Annotated in this window: 13 protein-coding genes and 3 pseudogenes; 12 read left to right on the forward strand and 4 right to left on the reverse strand. The window is 67.2% G+C overall.

Annotated elements, in window-relative coordinates:
- Positions 1 to 71 precede the first annotated feature (71 nt).
- The 12 genes and pseudogenes from I1A62_RS02710 to I1A62_RS02760 all read left to right on the forward strand — a co-directional run bounded on the left by I1A62_RS02710 (position 72) and on the right by I1A62_RS02760 (position 17,984).
- Positions 72 to 1,343 carry a hypothetical protein gene (locus I1A62_RS02710; protein ID WP_219453922.1) on the forward strand — a complete coding sequence of 424 codons (1,272 nt, stop codon included), beginning with the start codon at positions 72 to 74 and terminating at the stop codon, positions 1,341 to 1,343.
- Between the two features lie 73 nt (positions 1,344 to 1,416).
- Positions 1,417 to 2,097 carry a hypothetical protein gene (locus I1A62_RS02715; RefSeq protein ID WP_219453924.1) on the forward strand — a complete coding sequence of 227 codons (681 nt, stop codon included), beginning with the start codon at positions 1,417 to 1,419 and terminating at the stop codon, positions 2,095 to 2,097.
- 369 nt (positions 2,098 to 2,466) lie between these two features.
- The gene (locus I1A62_RS02720; RefSeq protein WP_219453926.1) at positions 2,467 to 4,458 is read left to right on the forward strand and encodes a cutinase family protein; all 1,992 of its coding nucleotides are present in this window, start codon (positions 2,467 to 2,469) and stop codon (positions 4,456 to 4,458) included.
- Positions 4,459 to 4,592: 134 nt separating this feature from the next.
- Positions 4,593 to 5,366 carry a TnsA-like heteromeric transposase endonuclease subunit gene (locus tag I1A62_RS02725; protein ID WP_257890382.1) on the forward strand — a complete coding sequence of 258 codons (774 nt, stop codon included), beginning with the start codon at positions 4,593 to 4,595 and terminating at the stop codon, positions 5,364 to 5,366.
- Positions 5,366 to 7,453, forward strand: a complete 2,088-nt coding sequence (locus I1A62_RS02730) for a helix-turn-helix domain-containing protein (protein ID WP_219453929.1) — start codon at positions 5,366 to 5,368, stop codon at positions 7,451 to 7,453. The genes I1A62_RS02725 and I1A62_RS02730 overlap by 1 nt, the downstream gene beginning before the upstream one ends.
- Positions 7,450 to 8,575: pseudogene (locus I1A62_RS02735) on the forward strand (AAA family ATPase). Before I1A62_RS02730 ends, I1A62_RS02735 begins: the two are co-directional and overlap by 4 nt.
- The gene (locus I1A62_RS02740) at positions 8,572 to 11,187 is read left to right on the forward strand and encodes a TniQ family protein (RefSeq protein WP_219453932.1); all 2,616 of its coding nucleotides are present in this window, start codon (positions 8,572 to 8,574) and stop codon (positions 11,185 to 11,187) included. The pseudogene I1A62_RS02735 and the gene I1A62_RS02740 overlap by 4 nt, the downstream one beginning before the upstream one ends.
- 1,134 nt (positions 11,188 to 12,321) lie before the next feature.
- Positions 12,322 to 13,161, forward strand: coding sequence for a hypothetical protein (locus I1A62_RS45755; protein WP_257890383.1), 840 nt, complete (start codon positions 12,322 to 12,324; stop codon positions 13,159 to 13,161).
- A 192-nt stretch (positions 13,162 to 13,353) separates the two neighbouring features.
- The gene (locus I1A62_RS45760) at positions 13,354 to 14,085 is read left to right on the forward strand and encodes an ADP-ribosyltransferase (protein ID WP_257890384.1); all 732 of its coding nucleotides are present in this window, start codon (positions 13,354 to 13,356) and stop codon (positions 14,083 to 14,085) included.
- Positions 14,086 to 14,151: 66 nt separating this feature from the next.
- Positions 14,152 to 14,322, forward strand: coding sequence for a hypothetical protein (locus I1A62_RS02750; protein WP_005574598.1), 171 nt, complete (start codon positions 14,152 to 14,154; stop codon positions 14,320 to 14,322).
- The gene (locus tag I1A62_RS02755) at positions 14,319 to 15,404 is read left to right on the forward strand and encodes an ADP-ribosylglycohydrolase family protein (protein WP_219453933.1); all 1,086 of its coding nucleotides are present in this window, start codon (positions 14,319 to 14,321) and stop codon (positions 15,402 to 15,404) included. Before I1A62_RS02750 ends, I1A62_RS02755 begins: the two co-directional genes overlap by 4 nt.
- A gap of 1,337 nt (positions 15,405 to 16,741) precedes the next feature.
- A pseudogene (locus tag I1A62_RS02760) lies at positions 16,742 to 17,984 on the forward strand (trans-acting enoyl reductase family protein).
- Positions 17,985 to 18,167: 183 nt separating this feature from the next.
- Here I1A62_RS02760 and I1A62_RS02765 read toward each other — a convergent pair.
- From I1A62_RS02765 to I1A62_RS02775, 4 genes and pseudogenes are all read right to left on the reverse strand, one after another.
- The gene (locus I1A62_RS02765) at positions 18,168 to 18,920 is read right to left on the reverse strand and encodes an MBL fold metallo-hydrolase (RefSeq protein WP_219453935.1); all 753 of its coding nucleotides are present in this window, start codon (positions 18,918 to 18,920) and stop codon (positions 18,168 to 18,170) included.
- Entirely contained in the window at positions 18,917 to 19,045 is a 129-nt protein-coding gene (locus I1A62_RS45765) for a hypothetical protein (protein WP_257890536.1), read from the reverse strand. The genes I1A62_RS02765 and I1A62_RS45765 overlap by 4 nt, the downstream gene beginning before the upstream one ends.
- 560 nt (positions 19,046 to 19,605) lie before the next feature.
- Positions 19,606 to 20,138, reverse strand: a pseudogene (locus I1A62_RS02770) (hypothetical protein); the annotation flags it as partial.
- An 87-nt stretch (positions 20,139 to 20,225) separates the two neighbouring features.
- Positions 20,226 to 20,756 carry an ester cyclase gene (locus I1A62_RS02775; RefSeq protein WP_219453937.1) on the reverse strand — a complete coding sequence of 177 codons (531 nt, stop codon included), beginning with the start codon at positions 20,754 to 20,756 and terminating at the stop codon, positions 20,226 to 20,228.
- Positions 20,757 to 20,983 lie beyond the last annotated feature (227 nt).

Raw genomic sequence — 20,983 nt, forward strand, 5'->3', positions numbered from 1 at the left:
GGGAGTTCCTCAGGCAGTCCCCACCGTTCGCCCACCGACACCGCACACACCCACACACGAAAGGCAGCACCATGGCCACCCCACACACCCACACCACGAACCGTGCACACAACCACGGACGCCACCGCCAGGCCGTCCGGCAGAGCACCACCGCGGCCCTCGTGGCCGCGTGCATCGCGGCAGGAATCACCCTCGCCCCGAACGCGGCAGCAGAACCGGGACAGGCCGGCATCACCGACAGCAACAACCAAGCTGGCATCACCGGCGAAGGCGGCCAGGCCGGCGTCACCACCCCCGCCCCGGAGCCACCCGAGACCCCGCCAGCGAGCGCCGAAGACGCTGGCACCACCTCCGACTGGGACACCTACATTCCGATCCCAACCGAGTACCAGAACGTGCCCACCCGCCACGTCCCCACGTTCACCGAACCTACCTACACCGACGACGCCCCCTCGCCGGCAGGGGAGCAGCAGGTTCCCGAGCCCAAGCAGACACCCGAGAGCGCTCCGGGACACAGCGTTCCGGTCGCACCGATCCAAGCCCCCAAAGACACCTACCGCTTCGGCTACCTCACCGGACCCCGCCCGGACTGGCTGCCCAAGACCGAGGCCGACAAACTCAACAACACCAGCGCCATCCTCGAAGCTCAAGGCGCGACATTCTTCAACTCCCTCGGCGTCCCCACCACCCGCTCGGACCGCATGGCCGCCGCCGCCACAGCAGGTGCCGTCACCGCCGGTGTGGCCGGCGCGACCGCAGCCGGTGTCACTGCCGGTGCCGTCGGAGCCGCCGGCGGCGCACTGATCGGCCTCGCCGCCGGTACCGCGATCGGCGGACCCGTCCTCGCCGGCCCGGGCGCCGGGACCGGCGCGATCATCGGCGGCGTCGCACTGGGCGCACCCGCAGCCGTCACCGTGGGGGCGCTCTCCGCGGCCGGCGGTGCACTCGCGGGCGCCGCCTACGGGGCGGGCGAGAACGTCGGTGAGGCACCCGAACCTGCCCCCGTGCCGGCTCTCCAACCCGCGCCGGTCGTCGATCTCCAGCCCGCCGCCCAGTTCGTCGAGCAGGTCACCCCTGCGGCAGCGCAGGCCGTCGACGCTGCCACCACGACAACCACCGGCTCCGCCGCGATCGACTGGGCCGACGACACCGCCCAGACCGCGGCCGAAGCCGTCGGGCAACCATCGATCGATCAGGCGGTCGACGCCGGCGCACGGACTGCGGCATGGGTGGCCGAACAGCCCGGTGGTCACCAACTGCTCCAGGCCGGCGCAGACCTCCGCGCCGCGATGCCCGCAGAGGTCGGCGCACTCGTGTCGACCATCGAAACCGCAGCACGCTGACCACGGAAAGGGGCCGCAGGTGAGGAAGTACAGGCCGAACAGCCGATCGCGGCAAGCGACCCGGCATCCGGCAGTGATCGACACCCTCGGACCAGCACCCACTGCCACGACCCCGTCGGGCCGACGCGCCACCACCGCGTCGCCCGGCGGGCCCGCAGCCACGAACGCACCGACCGACCAACTCCCACCGCAGAAATCAGAGAAGACGGGGCAGCGCCGATTCGGCGCGAAGAGCACCATCGGCGCCGTGACAGTCCTCGTTGCGGTAGGCGCCGTCGGCTGGACCGCACTGCGGGTCCACGAGCCCGAAAACACCACTCCAGCCGCCCCAGAGGCAACCCAACAACTCGAAACGGGCACAATCGCAACGGCAGCGAACTCGGATCCCGCAGAGGGCCTCTCAGTCGCACCTGACGGTGACGCGAACCAGTGCCACAGCGACCGTGGCGACCAGAAGACCGGAACCGGGGTCATCGCCGCGTTCGAACACGCCTACTACGTGCTCCGATCCGGCCACGCCGCGCGCGCCCTCACCGCACCAGGTTCACCGCTCCCGACCGCCGACAAGATCCAAGCAGGCATCGACACCGTCCCAATCGGCACCAACTACTGCCTCCGCACCATCGAAACCATCAACGATCACTACACCGTGGTCCTGACCGAGATGCGACCCGGCGAACCTGCCATGCAATTCACCCAGACAATTACCACCACCCACATCGACGGACGCTGGCTGATCGACGTGATCGCGTGAACACCGACACCCGAGTTTGCCCACCCACGCCGAATGCACCACCCTCGCCGCAACTGCGGATGTCAACCCCATTGCGCACTTCACCGACAGAGGGGCAACCTCGACAACTCGAGGCCCGCACACGATCGTTGTCGATCGTCCCGGGCCACCCATGGATTCTCATGAACCGGAAGCCACATCGACGGGGACGCACTCGACACACCGATGATCACCTCGACGAAGATCTTGAAGTTATCCACAGATCACGTTGATCTCACCGGACGAATCGGCCACAGTGGGCAGTCACCTCGACGCGAGTGCAACCGGCTGCGGCCGCTGTGCTCACCGAACGGTGATCCACCCCAGTCCGCCCTGGTAGATGAGGTGCTAATGCCCGCCACACGTCCGACCGCCCGCCGCGTGCTTGCCGCGCTGGTCACCGCGACGGTCGCCAGCGCAACCGCAGCGGTGACCGTCCCGGTGGTGGCGCACGCGGACCCAGCCAGATGCGCATCGACGTTCAACCTCTTCATCCCCGGAACCTGGGAAACCACCGAGCAGGCCGACCCCGCCGTTCCGGTCGGCATCCTGAAACCGATCGCCGACGCCATCACAGCCACCCACGACGACCGCGCGGAGGTCTACACCCTGCCGTATATGGCCCGCGCATTCGACAACGGAAAGACTTACGCCGACAGCAAGTCCGACGCACGCACGAAAGCGGCCAGTGTGCTGACCGACGTCGCGAGCAAGTGCCCGCGAACGAAATTCACGATCACCGGATATTCCCAGGGTGCCGACGCGGCCGGTGATCTCGCCTCCGACATCGGTAACAGCAAGGGCCCCATCCCACCCGACCGGGTACTCGCGGTCGGCCTGCTGGCGGACCCCGGCTCGGGCACCGAAGGTGAAGCCGTCGTCGGCCCCAGCGCCGCAGGAACCGGCATCGCCGACCCCCGTCCGCAGGGAATGGGCCAACTCTCCGGGCGCGTCGCCTCCATCTGCTACACCGGCAAGGACCTGTACTGCTCGATCCAGAAGGGAGCGAGCCCGCTCCTCGGGTCGCTCGGCTCCATCCTCAGCAAGGCTCCCAGCACCGAACCCGGGGCGCCCACCCCCGACGGAAGCGCCGGTCTCGCTGACGCATTGACCTCGGACTTCTCCCAAGCCGATCTGCCGGCACTCGGAACACACGCCACCACGCTGACGCAGCAGGGCACCGCGGACACCATCGACGTCGGCCAGGTGGCAAACTCCGCGACATCGCTGATGCACACCCTCACCCCGATCGCGGACCTGATCGCCTCCGGCGCAGCGAACTCCGCCGCGACCACCCACCTGACCACCGCGGCACCGGGAACCGCTGAACACGCCGCCGGACAGCTCCTGGCCGCCGCGTCCCAGGCCGACCTGTCGAATGCGGTGACGACCGCGACCAAGCTCGCCGACACCGCCTCGACGTTGGTCCAGGCCGGCACCGCCACCGTGTCGGCCACGTCGCCGGAGGCGACCGCACTGTCCACACCAGCAGGAACACTGAGCGCACAGGTTGCGCCGCTGGCTGTCACACCCGCCGACGCACTCACGACCGCATCGAGCGTGCTGGCGGTCCTCAAACCGAGCATCGTCGTCGGCCAAGTACTCAACGTGGTGACAGGCGTGACCGCACTCGACCTCCCCGGAATCCTGCAGAACCTAACCGTCCTCCCGCAGAAGGTCGCCGCGCTCGACGCACACGGGGCGCACCAGATCGCGGGGGAGTTGAATAACCAGTTCGCGCCGTTGGTCACCCTCGCCGCGGGCGTCGACCTCCGATGGGTCTCACAGATCCTCGCGGTCATCCCGGACCCATCCGGGTTCACCCAGATCGCCGCACTGGTGACCTCGATCCTTGCCAATGTCGATGTCATCCGGCTCGCCAACCTGATCGGTCAGATTCAGGAAATCGCCTGGGCCGCGGTGGAGAGACTCCTCCCACCACCCGGACAGGCGCCCGACCCACTCGGCGCCGGAGCCGCCATGACCGGACTGCTGCCCGTCGGTCTCGACCTCGCCTCGGTCGCGGTGAACATGCTCTCAGGCAAGGCCACCAAGACCGACCCGGCCCTCCTCGGCAGACAAGCCCACACCGCTCCGCCCTCGGTCCCCGATCAAGCACAGAGCCTCGACCTGAACGGGCTGACCGGATCGCTGACCACCATGGCCACCTCCCAAGGTGCCGATGACCTCGCCGCCCTGGTTTCCGAGGGGTTGAACGCCGCATCATTCTTCGCCTCCGGCGCCCACACCGACTACAACCACCTCGTCGTCGATAACGCCGGACGCACCGCCATCCAATGGCTCACCGATTGGCTCAACCTTCAGATCAGCCGGGCCGCGTAACCCGCCTTCCGAAATTGTAGGGTCTCAAAATCGACTGCCCATTCTCGAAACGGACCGCACTTCTGATGCACTTGTGCAGTTCGAGTGAGACACGCCGACTCGGTTCCAACGGCGATGGTTGGGACGGTGGCAGCGTGCATGTCGAAGGGTTGGTAGTCGGCGAAGGGCAGCCCATGGCTGGTGCAACGGTGGCCGGGTCCGCGGTGGTGAAGTTTCGTCGAGCGCTTGACGGCCAGATCGAGGAGATGGCCTGGGACGATGTCACCGGGGATCGATTGTCGTCGGCAGCGCCGTGGAGAACCTTCCGATGGCATGACAACCAGCAGCATTATTCGGGCGCCTATTGGTCAGCAACCGAGCGCGGCCACGTCATCTACGAGTCGCGGCTCGAGCTCGCGCATCTTCTTTTCGCGGATTTCGATGATGAGGTCAATCATATTGTTGCGCAGCCGTTCCTGATCACGATGACGGTGGACGGTCAGGTGCGCAAGCATGTTCCGGACTACCTGCTGATCACCGATACGGGCCTAAGAATTTTGGATGTCAAGCCACGAGATCGGCTGTCCAAACCCAAGGTTCGATTCACATTCGGATGGACCCGCGCGTTGGTCGAAGGGCGGGGATGGCGGTTTGACGTCGGCAGCGAGCCACCCACCGTACAGCTCGATAACGTGCGATTTCTGTCGGGCTTCCGACGAGACTGGTTATTCGATCCAACCCTGATCGGTGAGCTTCAGGCACACGATCTACACGGCCGAACGATCGCGGATGCATGTCGAGCATTTCCCGATCACCCTGCACCGCTGGTTCGTTCGGCCATCTTCCATCTTCTTTGGAGGCGTCAGTTGTTGGTCGACCTGACTCGTCCGCTGCGCCCGTCTCGGATCCTGACGAGAAGGGAGGGGTGATGCAGCGGGCTGGCGTTCGGGTGGGTGTCGGCACCCGGTTCGTCCTCGACGGTGAGGCTGCCGAGGTTGTCGAAGTCGCCGCGAACGACCATGGCGTCAGTGTTGGTCTCCGGATCGGTGCGGGCCGGCGGCTGGTGATACTCGGTTTACGTGAGCTGCTGGACTCCGGCCGGGCCCGGCCCATCGCAGATTGTGGTGATACCTCGGCGGATGAGCGCGGAGAACCCGCGAGCATCATCCTTGCCGAGCTGTCGGAAGTTCAGCGGGCGAGGGTGCTGGAGCGTGCGGGGCATATCAGGGAGGTGTTGACCGGATACCGCGCTGGGAGTGTCGAATTGGCCGCGGCCGGTGAACCCCGGACCGGATTCGATCCTTGCCTGCCGTTGACCAGACGGTATGAGGCCAAGGCCGCCGAACTCGGTGTTGGAGTCCGCACCATCAAGCAGTGGGTTTCGCTGTTCCGGGCAGACGGCGAGGCTGGGCTCGCGCCCAAGCCGTCGATGCGCAGGGGCGTGGTGGGTAACTCGGACGAGCGGTGGGTTGAAATTGCGCTGGAGGTGATGGTCGAGCATGTGGACCAGTCGCGTCCGTCGCGGACGATGGTGATCGCGCGGACCAATGCGCGGGTGGCGGCGCGGTTCGGTGAGGGTGTGGTGCGGGTGCCGTCGCGGGCGACGGCGTTTCGGGTTCTCGAGCAACTGGAGCGGAGGCAACCGACGTTCCGGCTGAGTACGAAACGGAACCGTGATATCGCCGCTCGACCGGCGGGGGTGTACGGGAAGCTGCGGCCGACCCGGCCGGGGGAGTACCTGCTGATGGACACGACCCGGCTCGATGTGTTCGCGGTCGATCCGGTGACATTGCGGTGGGTACAGGCTGAACTTACGGTTGGGATGGATTGGTACACACGCTGTGTCGTCGGGATCAGGGTCACGCCGGTGTCGACGAAGGCGGTGGATGCGGCCGCGACGTTGTATCAGGCCTTCCGGCCGCGACCTGCGGGCAAGGACTGGCCCGCGCATGCGGTCTGGCCCGAGCACGGCATTCCGCGGTCGCTTCTGGTCGATGTCGAGGCGATCGACGGGCCGATGGCCGGGGCGGCGTCTCCGGCGATCGTGCCCGAGACGGTCGTGATCGATCACGGCAAGATCTACGTGTCGGAGCATTTGACCAGTGTGTGTCAGCGGATGGGCATCTCGATTCAACCGGCGCGGCTGCGGACCGGTCGCGATAAGGGGCCGGTGGAGCGGTTCTTCCGCACTATCCGGGAGGACCTGCTGCAGGCGCTGCCCGGGTACAAGGGTCCGGATGTGCATTCGCGGGGTCTGGCGCCCGAGTCGGAGGCCTTCTTCTACCTCGACGAGCTCGAGGACATAATCCGGGAATGGGTGGCGGTGGTCTATCACCATCGCCCGCATGAGGGTCTGCTGGATCCGTATTTGCCGACCTTGGAGTTGTCACCGGCGATGATGTTCGAGCACGGCATGGCGCGCGCCGGGTACATCGAGGTGCCGCGCGATCCGGATCTGGCGTACGAGTTTCTTCGGACGCACTGGCGCACCATCCAGCACTACGGTGTCGAGATCGCGGGGCGCCGCTACAACGGCCCCGGACTCGACCCGTACCGGAACGTCACGAGCGGTTACGGCGGGGCGGCGCACGGGCGGTGGCCGATTCAGGTCGACTCCGACGACATCACCCGCGTCTACTTCCGCGATCCCGACTCGCGGCGGTGGCACACGCTGGAATGGGAACACGCTCCGTCACTGCAGATGCCGTTCAGCGAGGATGCATTGGTGTTTGCGCGCCGGTTGGCGAAGGAGAAGTACACCTATCCCGACGATCGGATCGCGGTCGCCGACCTGCTCGAGCGCTGGAGCCTCGGGCTCGGGTCGAGCATGCAGGAGAGGCGGGTGGCGTTGCGGCTCTCCCGCGAGCCCGCAGACCTGGAGATGACGGCCGCGGTGCCTTCCGCAGAGGTGGGCGACGACGACAGCGACGACGAGCTGGACCTGCCTGGTGGCGATCCCGGTGCCGGCCCGATCGATGAGGACGACTTCTACGCCGAGGCGCTGGAGGACGTGTGAGCGACGATGCCGACGAAATCACCGACGCCGAACGGCGGTTGGACAATCTCACCCTTGCCCGCAAGGAGGGATGGCAGCGGTTCGCCACCGCTCCGACGCGGACTCAGCCGGAGGTGATGACCCGACAGCAGGTCACAGCGTTGGGTGAGGCCGCGCGGGCGGAGTACGACAGGGCACGGCGGATCTGGCACGCCAACCTCGGCCCGCTCAAGACGCCGCAGCTGGCCGAGTTGCATGAGGACCTGTGGGACATCGTCGACAGCAACTGCCAGGATGGGGACAAGGCCAAGGGGGCGGTCGGGATCGATGCGCTTCCGGGGCTGGGCAAGACCACCTCGGTGTTGGCGTTCGCGAGGGAGTTCCACTGCCGCGAGGTCGGCGACTTCGGTACCCGAACCGCAGCCGGTCACGAGCTGGCCAGTGTGCCGGGTGGGGCTGACCGGGAACACCGGGATGAAGGAATTCAACCGGGCGATGCTGAAGTTCTACGCCCACCCGGGCACCGAGCGCGGCACCGCCGCCCAACTCGCCGACCGCGCACTTGACTGTGTATTGTCCTGTGAAACAACGCTATTGGTGGTAGATGACCTGCACTTCCTGCGGATGCGGGCCCAGAGCGGGGTCGAGATCAGCAACCACTTCAAGTACATCGCCAACGAATTCCCGGTCACCTTGATCTTCATCGGCGTGGGGCTTGCCGCGCGTGGCCTGTTCTCCGAAGGCTCCTCCTACGCCGAGGCGGTGCTCGGGCAGAGCGGGCGTCGGACGACCCCGCTGGGCATGCGTCCGTTCGTCGTGGACACCGAGGTCGGGCGTCGCGAATGGCGACAGATCCTGCTGGCCCTCGAACAGCGTCTCGTGCTGGCCGACAAACACCCCGGCATGCTCGCGGACCACCTGTCGGACTACCTGTTTGCCCGATCGACCTGGCACATCGGTTCGCTGATGACACTGATCAACCGTGGCTGCCAACGCGCTGTCCGCACCGGCGCGGAGCGGCTCGACGTCGAGCTGTTCAATCGGGTCCGGGGCGACGCGGCCGCCGAGAAAGCGCGTCAGGAACTGCAGGCGGCCGTCGCGGCCCGGCGCATCAGCACAACCCCGATGCGGGAAGCGGTGTGAACGCGAACCGCACACTGCCCATCCGGTTCCCGCCGCTGCCGGGCGAGGCGCTCGACTCGTGGCTCGAGGCGATCGCGCACCGCACCCGCACCGCGTGGGCGGACCTGACCGCCGCGGTCGCACTCACCCCGCCGACGCCCGGGGGATTTCGGCACAGCGATTGGGCCGTGTTCTTGAGCGGCGGCGAAGCGGCGGGGATCGCGGCCGCCACCGGCGCCGATCCCACGAAGGTCGAGGCGATGACCTTGGCCCGCTTCGACGGCACCGCGGTGGACATCGACCGCGCTCGGCGCCGCGTGGTCTGTACGTTCCCCTGGAGCCGGCCGCACGGAGCGCGGTACTGTCCCGACTGCCTCGCCGAGACCGGCGGGCGATGGCAGCTGCACTGGCGGCTGGGTTGGGCGTTCGCCTGCACCATTCACCGATGCCTGCTCGCCGATAGCTGTCCCCGCTGCTTCCGGCGCCAGCGCGGGCAGCCGACCCCCGGCGACACCATCCCGGATCCCGGGCGCTGCGGGCGCCCGGCCCGTCGGCACGGCGGCGCCTCGGCGCCTCCGCGCTGCGGCGCTGATCTCACCCGCACCGACGTAGCCCGCTTCCCGGCCGGCCACCCGGTCCTGGTCGCACAGCAGATCGTGTGCGACACCATCGCCGCGGGCACCGGATCGTTCGGCGTGTACGCCGAACAGCCGCTGTCGACGCGAGAGACCCTCGCCGACGTGCGCACCCTCGCCGCACGTGCGCTGTGGCACGCACGCCATGAGGACCTCGCCGCCCGATTACCCGCCGAACTCGCCACGGCCTACCGACAAGCGAAGGTGACCAACGGCTCCCGCGACTGGCCCAACCCACCGGACAAACCCGGATCCCGGGCGCCGACACACGCTGCGCTGGCCGCGGCCGGCGTCACCGTCGCTCTGCAGGTGCTCGATGCACCCGACATCGCCTCCGCCGGTGATCGGCTACGGTGGCTGATGCGCGGCGGTCACCACAGCGGCCTGGTCATCACTCCCAAGACCGTCCGCTCGTGGGGCCGCGACACAAGCGCAACACTGGCGGCCGTGCAGCTGAGCGCGCTGACCCCGCTGCTGCAGCCGGTCCACCAACTGCGGTACCGCACCACCGCCGACTACCCACAACACCCCGAATCGGACGAGCGTCGCGTCGACCGCATCCTCCGCCGCCTACCCACCCTGCTCTGGCCACAATGGTCCCTTCGATTCGCGCTGCCCGGGTGCGGTCACACCGAGACCAGCGTGGCACTCGCCGTCGCGACCCTGCTCGTCGGATCCCGACTCAGCCGAACCACCGCCGCCGACATGCTCGGCGCGGCGGCAACACCGCAGACGGTCTCACGGATCCTCAGCCAGCTTGCCGCGCAACAGCACTGGTCCGACGCCAATGCCGCTCTCCTCCGCCTCGCCGACTACCTCGACATCACCGAGGTGCCGATCGATTACGCCCGCCGACGCGCCCTGAACTACGAGGACCTACTCCCCGACGAGCAGTGGACCGACATCTGTCGGCGCACCCTGACCCCGCCCGGGGACGCGACCAAGGCCGATGCCATCCGACGCTGGCTGTTCCAACGCCTCAGCGGCCTGCCCGCCCACCGCGCACCCAGTGCCAACAGTAACTACGCATTCCACACGAAGCTCGCCGCGCTGCCGCGGCACCTGACTCCCGACCTCGCCGCACACCTCGATCACACGGCCCGGCAATTCCTCACCCACCACGGCCTCGGGGAGGAACCGATCACCTGGCACCCACCCCTCGACCTGATTTCTGGATTAGACTTGCCCGCAATCGATCCGGAGGAAATCGACATCACCACCCTGCACCGACTTATCCGATACGAGCGACGTTCCTACTCCGCGGCCGCCGACCAGCTCGGCACAAGCATCGACACCGTTCGACACCTCCTCGAAACCCATCCCGCCCCAGAATCGGCGGCCCAGCTCCGCATCAGGGGCCACGCGTCCGCGCGAGTACGCGCCGCACTTCCCGAAAACACATTCATCGAGCTCTACCACCGCCAGAACCGAAGCCTGCGCGAGATCGCACGCAGCCTCGACGTCAGCAAAGCGACCATTGCGGCCCTCGCCCGCGACTACAGAATCGAACTACGGCGACCGCAACCACGACCATGCATCGTCATAGACAGAGACTGGCTCCACGACCAATACGTCACCCGCGGACGCACGCTCACCCAGATCTCCCACGAGACCGGTGTCAATCGCGGCACCATCAAACGCTGGCTCACCGTCCACAACCTCCCCTGCCGAACTACCACCCACCGCGGCTGCCGTTCCGCCGCCGGAGTAGTGCCGACTCCTACCCTGATCCGGCCGGCACTGGTCCGCCCATACGGACGTCAACGACTTCAACGCTTCATCACGGCAACCGAACACCGGACTATCGACGCCGCAGCGCGCACCATCGGAATCACACCGTCCACGTTGACAATCCAGATAATGAGGCTCGAACGAGAACTCGGTGGCAAGCTCCTGGTTCGTGCTCATGGACACCATCCGATGAGTCTCACCCCACTGGGAGCGGAAGTACTCGCCGTAGCCCGAGACCTCGCAGTACCCATACCCGAGCCGCTGTAAGAAGTGTCGCAGACCGGAGACACGCGAAGTGGTCATGTCGTGAGACAGGAGTCGATCGCGCCTGGTCAGAACGGCCGAGACATGCCACCAGCTCGGAGAACCTACACCACAACCCCGCCGCCCGCTGGACCTTCTGCCACCTGTGTCATCACCGCGGCTATCACAGCCGCGCGGACGCCAAAGCGGTCCGCAAACGGCATCCCGGCGAGAAGGGACTCGCCGTGTTCGTCTGCCCGCACACCACCGGGGTGTTCCACATCGGGCACCGCCCCGACGCACTGACCAGCGGGCAGATCGATCGGCACCTGTTGCGACACCAAGCGGTCCGAACAGCAGGCGACCGACGAGAATGAGCCGCCACAGCACCACGCTCCGACCCCCGCTCGCCCTCGCGCCCGATGCCCTCGGTTGCTTCGGGGTCACCGGTCATCACCCTGGCATCGCCGGTAAAAGTGGGGTTGCCGCCTGGACGGAAGTCAAGTCCCACGAGTGGATCCCGCTTGCAACATACAATCGTGAACTTGTAAAGTGTGGGTCTGGCGGGCGGCGAGATGATTCTCGGACAACTGCTGCCCGAGGCGGGCTGGCGCGAAACGGACCGGGGCGGGGGTGTGAACGCCATGCCCCACCACAACGTACTCATCGCGCCCGTGCACCCGGCAGGGCGGCGATGTAACCGCCTCGCCCGCCATGTGATCGGCGGCCGACCCGCGTGTGGGGACGTGCCGTCTGCCCAGAAAGATGCCCCGATGTGCCGCTCGAAAGCCCACGGAAGTGGCCGCCGCTGCCCCGGCTGCGGAAGCTACAAGGCCGCCGCAAAAGCCAACGCGAACAGGCGGCTGGGACGTGAAGCCCGGAAAAAGGTCGTCGACCACCTGAAAGAGCAGGGAATGACCCTGACCGCGGCCGCGGTGCAATCGGCACCACCGAGCGTCCTACCGGAGCTGATGGCCGCGTTGGGAATCGACCCCTCGGTGCTGGGGGACACCCCGATGCCGAGTACCCATTCCCACCCACCGTCGGCGAAACTGCTGATCGCCCACGCCGAAGCCGAACGCGCAACACTCACCGCCCCGACGATCACCCCGGCGCAGACCGCGCTGGAGGAAGCTAAACAGCGCGTTACTGCAGCCGATGCGGAGGCAGACGAGGCCCGGAAGGCCGTCAATCGGCTCCGCGCCCGGCTGCGGAAGGCGAAGAAGGCCGCCGCGGAAGGAACCGGGACAGAGTTGGACGTCGCAGCAAGCAGAGGACGTCGACGACGCCAAACAGGCGCATCTCGACGCCAAAATCCGGCAGGTCGAGGCCCGAGAAGACCTCGCCGCCGCCACGTTCGGGCTGCACGACAACATGACCACCGACGCCGAACGCGACGCGTACTACGCGTCGCTCTCGGATGACGAGGTCGACACGATCACCCGAGCGCTCAACCGCCGCGCCGCCCTGGTGGCGGAGCAGGCGCTCACCGAGGGCGGACAGCCCGGCTTGGCGTCGACTCCCCGGGACACGAGCGTCTACACCGCGGGCGCCCTCGCGATGGAAACCGGATCCGGTGTCACCGACGTCGAGGGACGCATCCTCGACGGCGGGACCGCCATCTACCGGCGCGGAGCCTCGATTTTCGTCATCTTGCAACGCAAGGGCGACGCCTACCACCCGGTTGCCCAGGCACACGGCAAGAACGACGCCCTGACCAAGGCCCACCGCATCCCCGTCATGACCGGACCCGATCCGTTGCCCCCGAACGCCACAGAGATGCAGAAGCACGCCCACGCCATGAAGGGTGACGTCGCCCTCGTCGTGGCCCGCCGAGCAGTCGACGGCTACGCATCCACACCGTCGGCTCACCAGGCGACGATCGACGAGGAGATGGCCGAGGCGCGGGACACACTGACCGACTCGGTCGGCGGCGATCCCGTCCGTGCGGACATCCACGACGGCATCAAGCGGCACCGGCGCGTACTGCGGGAGTAGGCCGCGGTCGAGGCCGGGCAGCAGGCCCGGGCGAAGGCACTGGCCGTCGGCGCAGCCAAGGCCGAGGCGGACGCGGCATACGCTAAGGCACACCGGCGCGTACTGGGAACCCAGACGGTCGGCGGGGGCACCATCCCGCACTTCGACCACGACATCCCACCGCAGAGTCTCGGCTCCGACAAGCACGCCAGTTTGTGGCGCAGCGGAATCCGCGCCTACGGCCAGGAAACCGCTGACGACTACCCGGTGATCGCGCAGCGGGCCGGCGATCTGAAGGCCTGGGGATTTACGACCGGGCCCGGCGGGCATGTGCAGACCTCGAACATCGGCGCGCTGACCACCTCGAACGCGCAGTTCGTGCAGAAGATGCTCACCTACCAGGAACGAACCGCCCTGACCACCTACACCGGCGGCAGCTACCGCTCGATCAACGCCGCCATCACCGGCCGCGACGCGAACCCGTCCGGACACATCAAGACCGTGGTGTCCCAGCTGGACTCAGCATTCGACAAGTTCCGCGGGCACAACCCGAACAAACAACCGATGACACTGGTTCGCGGCACCCAGGTCCCGAGCGGGTGGAAGGGCACCACCGAGGAGTACATCGACTCGGCCTTCACCGTCGGGTCGCGGATGGAGATCGGCAAGGTCACCAGCTTCTCCACGAACCACGGCACGGCGCACAACTTCGCCGGCCACCCGCCGTACATGATGGTCGTCCGCACCCGGGACGGGCTTCCGGTCAAGTCGATCTCGAGCTACTCCTCCGAGGACGAGGTCGTTCTCCCGATGGGCACCCACCTGCGCTGCGTGAAGGTCGACCATCACGGCATCAGCGGCCGGCCGACGGTGTACATGGTCGCCGAGGACCTCGTCGCCGAAGCCGACGGCGGCACCGGCGGTAGCGTGACCAAGGCCGCGTAACCCATTCTCTACCAGGTAAAATGACACGTCCCCTCCTTCAGGGGTGAAGACGGAAGGACCACCACCATGGCCGCACTCAACGACGAGCAGCTCGACGAGATCCGCCGGCACCTCGACGAAGGCATGACCCCCGATGCCATCGCCGACTACCTCGGCCGCGTCGCCGACCTCGACCTGATGGACATCGTCACCATCCGCTCCGCGGCCGTCGCCCTCTCCCGTGGGGAGACCCCATGACCGCACCCACCGCCGGCAGCGACACCGCACTGCTCGCCCGCTACGGAAACGCCCTGACCGGACTGGCCGCCGGCGACGCCTGGGGATACCAGGTCGAATTCACCAGCTACGCCCAGATGCCCGCCTACCCAGTAGCCCCACCAGTCGGCACCTGGACCGTGTCCGACGACACCCAGATGACCCTCTCTCTTCACCGTGCTCTGGCCGAGGTCCCCGACTTCGACGACATCGAAGCCGTCACCGACGCCGTCACCCGGCAGTTCCTGCTGTGGCAGGTCGACCCCGACAACACCCGGGCGCCGGGCCGCACCTGCATGACGTCGCTGCGCAACCTCCGTGCCGGTGCCCGCTGGTACGACACCGACGGCGCCGTCGAATCCGCCGGCTGCGGGGCCGTGATGCGCCTGGTCCCCACCGCATTCGCACCCGACCCGTATTGGTTGGGCTTGACCGCACTGCAGGCCGTGATCACCCACAAGCACCCGCGGGCCGTGGTGCCGGCATTGCTGCTCGCCGACGCCATCCGCCACGCGCCCGAGTACCGCGGCCGGTTCCTCGAGCACGCCCTGACAGTGGCTGCGCAGATCTACAACGGCACCAGCGCCTGGACCACGGATCCGTACCTGCGGGACGTCCTCGCCCCGATCACCGGGGACGTGCCGTCATACCTGGTAGACGGGCTGAACGACGGGACCGCAGACATCCTCACCGCCGCCGCGGGCCGCCTCGAACAGCTGCGCCCTCTGTCGCCGACCGAATTCGGCGACCCCTGCGCCGGGATCGGCGAAGGCTGGGAGTCGGCCAGCGCGGTCGCCCTGGCCATGCTGGTCGCCGACCTCGCCACCACCTCCGACAATGCCGGCACCGCAGCCCTGACCGGACCCGAAGCGCTCGCCTGGGCATCCACCAGCAACGGCGACTCGGACTCCATCGCCTGCATCGCCGGCGGCCTCATCGGCTCCGCCCACCCCGATAAGAACTATTGGGCCGCAGCGGGTCTGACACCGACCTTCGAGCCCCGCTACGCGGAGGAGATCGCAACCGCAGCGAGCCAGATCCCGGCCGGCGACACGACCGACTGATTGCCTGGTGCGCCACAAGGTCCAGTCTCATCGAACCCGTGGCTCAATCGTGTCCCAATCGAGTCCGGCCCCGGGAACCCGCTCATTGCGACCAGGCGGCCGACCCCGGTACGACCGTGCATGGGCACCGACTCGAGAAAAGAGAAACAGGCCGCCACTCACCAATCCACGGAACCCCGCAGATCAGGACGGTGACGGATCACCGGTCTGAGCAATGAGTGGCGACCTGGTGCTCGTCGCGAAACCCACAGTAGATCGTCCCTCCGACATTTAGCCGCGGAGGGAGTCCGCTGGCGGGCCGAACATCCTACCGGGACACTTGGTGATCCCGGAGTTTCCGCGCGGCCGTCGCCTGCAGCGGAACGGCCCCGACCGTGGGTTTCGGACCTATGGCTACACGGAGCGGCGCCCGAGACTCCGGACGCCGCTCCCACAGGCGGATTGACCGTTATGATATCAATCCCAGTTGATGAAGGTATTCATACAACTTCAGAAGCGAGACAATAAGTCCCACTACTGCGGCTATCACCTGAATGGTGACGGTCGGGTTTGGCGGGTTGGACCCGCTTTTTCTCTGACGGCCGCTCTTCTTGTGCGGACGCTTCTTGTTGTTCTTGCGCACCGATGTGCTCTCAGACTATGTGTCGACCGGCGCCCCGGTCGTATGGGTCCTACTCAACATTCCCCCAAGAAACGCCGATACCTGTAGCGGCACCGACGGGGAATAGGGAAGCGCGTCCCTCCCCTCGAGGCGGAGGAGGCGCAAGGACCCCATAGCTAAGCGCCCAACTAGTTTATTCCCCGGAGTTTCCTGGTGACTAGCCCTCTGGGCCGCGGACTCGGTGCGCGGCGGGTGCGGGTCACCTCGATCGGGCATTGTTACGGCTCCCCGGCGGTCTCTGAGATCGAGCAACCGTCCCGATTGGCCAGCCGCAGCCGATCCGGGTCCCCGAACGGCTGCAGCGGTCCTGGCTCGACGACCCCACCCTCGTGGCGCGGTTCGAAGCGAAGACCTACCGATGCCCGGGTGGCCACTGGACATGGCGGAGTCGAGGCGACCGGGGAACCCGGTGGTCGATCTTCTCGCGCTGCGTTTCGACCCGGGAGCAAACGCCGATCCGCGGGCTATCGCCGGGAAACTGGACCGCGCCCGATTCGGGCACGGATTCGGGTACACCGGCGATAGGTACACGGAAAATGGTCTTGGCCTGGGAATATGACACGTCCCCCTTCGGTTGGGGTTCGAGAGGATCTGCCCGCCGCGCCGTCGGTATGTGGTTACCCAGGGTTATATCTACCTCTTCTGTCTGACCGGCGTCGCTTGTAGGCTTCCGCGCATGACTGACAGCGGACGTGAACTCGATCTCGTCATCTACGGTGCCACCGGGTTCGTCGGGCGGCTGCTCGCCGACTATCTCGCCCGCACCGCCCCCAGCGATGTGCGGATCGGACTCGGCGGACGATCCCAGGCGAAACTCGAGGCCACCCGGGCGGCGCTCGGGCCCCGCGCCGCCGATTGGCCGATCGTGATCGCCGATGCCGACGACCCTGTCGCGCTCGCCGAGCTGGCCTCCCGCACACGGGCTGTCGCGACCACGGTGGGCCCGTACGCGAAGTACGGCACCGAACTCGTCACCGCCGCCGTCGCGGCCGGCACCGACTACGTCGACCTGACCGGGGAGGTGCTGTTCGTCCGCGGGAGCATCGACGCCCACCACGAGAAGGCCCGCGCCAACGGCGTGAAGATCGTGCACTCCTGCGGCTACGACTCCATCCCGTCCGACCTGGGCGTGCACGTCCTGCACCGAAAAGTCCGGGCGGACGGTGCCGGGGAACTGACCGACACCACCCTGGTCGCGTCGCTGAGCGGCGGCGTCTCCGGCGGGACGATCGACTCGCTGCGCACCCAGATCGACCTCTCCCGGGGCGATGCGGCACTGCGCCGGCTCGCCGCCTCCCCGTACTCACTGAGCCCCGACCGGACCAAGGAACCCGACCTCGGCCGACAATCCGACGTCGCCATGGTCGACGGCGCGGACATCGCCCCGCAGGTCCGCGGATGGAAGGCCCCGTTCGTGATGGGCTCGTACAACACCCGCATCGTGCGGCGCAGCAACGCCCTCCAAAACTGGGCGTACGGGCGGACATTCAAGTACCGGGAGGTGATGAGCGTCGGTGACTCGCGCCTGTCCCGCGTCTACGCGGCCGGTGTCGCGGCGATCCTCGGCGGCCTCGTCCTCGGTCTCAGCGTTCCGCCGACCCGGTACGTCCTCGACCGCATCCTCCCCGCCCCCGGCGAGGGCCCCAGTGAGAAGACTCAGCGCACCGGCTACTTCGCGATGGACATCTACACCACCACCACGACCGGCGCCCGGTACGCGTCCCGGGTGGCGGCGCAGGGCGATCCCGGCTACCGGGCCACCGCGGTCCTGCTGGGGGGAGTCGGCGCTGAGCCTGGTGCTCGACCGCGACCGGCTCCCCGACGAGGCCGGTGTCCTCACCCCGGCCACCGCGCTCGGTGACGTGCTCGTCGACAGGCTGCGCGGGGCAGGGGTGGAGATTTCCGCCCGAAGGCTTTGATGCGCCTCGGTTGATGAGGACCACACGCTCAGAACTCGCCCACCCAAACCCTTCCGATCGCACGCATTGTCTGCATTGTGTGCAATGAGGGCAGACAGGCCCGACGTGTAGCCGTTCGTCGGGCCAGGTGGTGCGCGAAGACCCTGTGGGAACGAAAGTTCTCGCGTCAGTGCGATCCGATTCTCACCGCGCGCCGACGCGTTCTCGTGCGGTGGCGGCCGCTTCGGCGACGGAGCCGCGATGGATCGGCCCGTGCCCGGGCAGGAGAATGTCGGCGTCCAACTCTCCGATGATGCGCAGCGACTCGGCGGCCGTGCCGCGGTCGTGGTCGAACCACTGCGGCAGCAGTTGGGGCCCGGAGACCGGTGAGGTCAGGTGCCCGGTGATCAGGGCGTCCCCGGAGATCACCACACCGCGCTCGGGAAGGTGGTAGATGGTGTGTCCGGAGGTGTGGCCGGGCGCGAGAACCGGGACCGGGGCACCCGGGCAGGTCAGGGCGCCGGGTACGGGCATCGGGATGGGGGAGTCGATGCCGTATTTGGCCGTGCCGCCCAGGCGGATCAGCTTGATCGCCCAGGGCAGGACCCCGGGTCGCCAGATGTTGCTGAGCACGTCCCAGGGTGTTGCGACCTCGTGGCATTCCCGGCGGGCGTGCGCGGCCTCGTCGGGGTGTACCAGTACCGGCGCCCCGTAGGTTTGGGCGAGATACTGTGCGCTGCCGATGTGGTCGACATGGGCGTGGGTGATGAGCACGGCCTCGATACCGTGCGGGTCCCGCCCGATCGCCCGGATCGATTCCTCGACGTCGCGACGCTGCCCCGGGTACCCGGTGTCGATCACGGTCACCGCGTCACCGTCGGTGAGCAGCACCCAGTTGACCATCTCGGAGTGCACAAAGAACACGCCGTCCGCGATCTCTACGGTCTGGGGCTTCATCGCGTGACCACCGCCGGCATGCCGAAGTCCTGTCGCGCGTCTATGGTGACCTGCGCGCCCGACACCCGGCCGCAGTCCATGCCGTCGTCGTCGACAAGCGTGTCGTGCACCGATCCGACCCCCATGCAGTTTCTCCTCCTGTGTGCTTGCTCCAGCGGGCAGGGTACGTGGTCATCCGTGTCGAGGTGAATTGATACGGGTGGTGGAGCGGGTCGATCCGTCGCTGAGTTGATGGCCGTGTCACTGTGTCAGCGCAACCGGTGGTGTGGTGTATTCGACGGTTCGAATCGTGGAATGCATTTGCGCCCAGCGATTTCGATGCGACTGGACGAGTATGAGGAGGTCGTGGCGTTCGCGTTTGCGTGTTGGGACTGTGGGGACTTTCTTCTGGTCCGCGTCGGCGACAGTTGGCCTTTCTGTCAGATGCCTGGCATACGGGAGCGACATGGAGCGTGCGGAGCTCATTCGCACGGGCATCTACGGCCATGTCGGGATATGCGACGGCGGTCGCCATGCCGCATGCCGCCACTGCATCGCCGAGTCGGCACTGAGTCCACCGGCTCCCCAACGAGGCAGGGCGTTCGGCGGCAGCCGAGTCGTCCAGTGACCAGGACCGCGAGGCGGCATTTCTGTCCGCGCGTCGCGACGACCCCTGGAAATCCGCCTGAGATGCGACATGGGGTCGAGCGGTGGTGACAATCCGGATCTCCGGACCGGAGTCGCCGGTGCGCGGGAGGTAGTGCGGACACCCCACCACTTGCCGGGGCACGCGGATCGCCTGCCGGTCGGTATCGAGATAGAGCCGGTAGGCGAGCTGACCGTGCCGGTGCTCACCGGTGTCCGGGGTCGACGGCACCGAGGCAATACCCGTGGGCGGCGTCGACGTCGGAGAAGATCGCCCGCACCCACTCGGCAGATTCGGCGATCGGAAGATACCGCGGCAGGCCCGTTGCGGTGTCGACGCTGTGCACGGGGACGGTGACCGCGAACCCTGATGCCGTCGGCACCCATTCCTCGGCCGCGACATCGAACACCGTGGGGGCAGTGTGGATCGGCAGCTCGGTGTTCGAGCTGGTCCGCACGGGCCGTGGTGATGAGGTACGGCTCCGACGACGGCACGAGACTGGTCAGCGACGGCAGCGGGTTGGCTGCTGAAGGGGCGGTTGCCGGAGGGGCGGTTGCCGGAGGGCGCGACACCCGGAAAGGCTGCGGGTTCATTCGTGCAAATCGTTTGAGTGATAACGGAAACCGTGGTCTGTCGTACGTCGAAATTTTGTACCCGGGTAATCCGCTGTGATTGGCGGGTTAACGACGGCGAACCATGCCCACTACACGCGTTTTGGTGTTGAAGGCGGCCTTCAACGCGCGATCCGCAATCGATCCGTCGGGCGGGAGCAGCTTGATCTGGCGGGCGAACTCCATCTGGTCGTAGCGCACCGTGTTGGTGACGACCTTCCCGTCCTCGATGACGAAGTGGTCGAATCCCTCGAAGTCGATTCGCCGCCCGGTGGCGGCGATGCCGACAAAGGTGCCGACGTGCCGTCCGGTCAGGTGCCAGTGGGCCAAGACGTCGGTGCCGGACTCGGCGATCGAAACCATCTCGAAGGCGAAGTCGGTGACCGCGGCGAAGACCTGGTCGAAGTAGGCGGCGATCTCGGCGCTCCCGTGACATGTCCCGGTCGGGAAGTGCACGGTGGAGTCAGCGGTCCAGAAGAAATTGCGCAGGCTCTCGACGTCCTGGGCGTTGATGCGGTCGAAAGCCCACTGGACGAGTTGCGCGTTGGTGACGTCGTTCGGCGGGGCGAGAGGGGTCGAGGTAGGGCTGGGATCGGGCATCTCTACTCCATGCACGTGGTGTTCGGCAAGGTTCGCTAGCGCCGCTCGGCAGCGTCCTTTGTCAATGATGACGTTGCACACCGCCGACCGCGCGAGTATTCGACTATTTCGATTAACGACCACGGACACATGGCACCGGGACCTTCGGATAGACCTGCGAGCCGATCCCCGGCCCGACTAACGGATACACCACCCTGGACGGATCCTGCCGCATCGTCGTCGACACG

This window comes from Rhodococcus sp. USK10 (assembly GCF_019378875.1).
Classification (GTDB): domain Bacteria; phylum Actinomycetota; class Actinomycetes; order Mycobacteriales; family Mycobacteriaceae; genus Rhodococcus_F; species Rhodococcus_F pseudokoreensis.

Bases quoted from the DNA above. Each gene is read 5' to 3' on its own strand.
- I1A62_RS45755 (WP_257890383.1), top strand. From the start codon at position 12,322: ATGCGGAGGCAGACGAGGCCCGGAAGGCCGTCAATCGGCTCCGCGCCC.
- I1A62_RS02775 (WP_219453937.1), bottom strand. From the start codon at position 20,756: ATGCCCGATCCCAGCCCTACCTCGACCCCTCTCGCCCCGCCGAACGAC.
- I1A62_RS02710 (WP_219453922.1), top strand. From the start codon at position 72: ATGGCCACCCCACACACCCACACCACGAACCGTGCACACAACCACGGA.
- I1A62_RS02765 (WP_219453935.1), bottom strand. From the start codon at position 18,920: ATGAAGCCCCAGACCGTAGAGATCGCGGACGGCGTGTTCTTTGTGCAC.
- I1A62_RS02730 (WP_219453929.1), top strand. From the start codon at position 5,366: ATGCAGCGGGCTGGCGTTCGGGTGGGTGTCGGCACCCGGTTCGTCCTC.
- I1A62_RS45765 (WP_257890536.1), bottom strand. From the start codon at position 19,045: ATGGGGGTCGGATCGGTGCACGACACGCTTGTCGACGACGACGGCATG.
- I1A62_RS02755 (WP_219453933.1), top strand. From the start codon at position 14,319: ATGACCGCACCCACCGCCGGCAGCGACACCGCACTGCTCGCCCGCTAC.
- I1A62_RS02720 (WP_219453926.1), top strand. From the start codon at position 2,467: ATGCCCGCCACACGTCCGACCGCCCGCCGCGTGCTTGCCGCGCTGGTC.
- I1A62_RS02750 (WP_005574598.1), top strand. From the start codon at position 14,152: ATGGCCGCACTCAACGACGAGCAGCTCGACGAGATCCGCCGGCACCTC.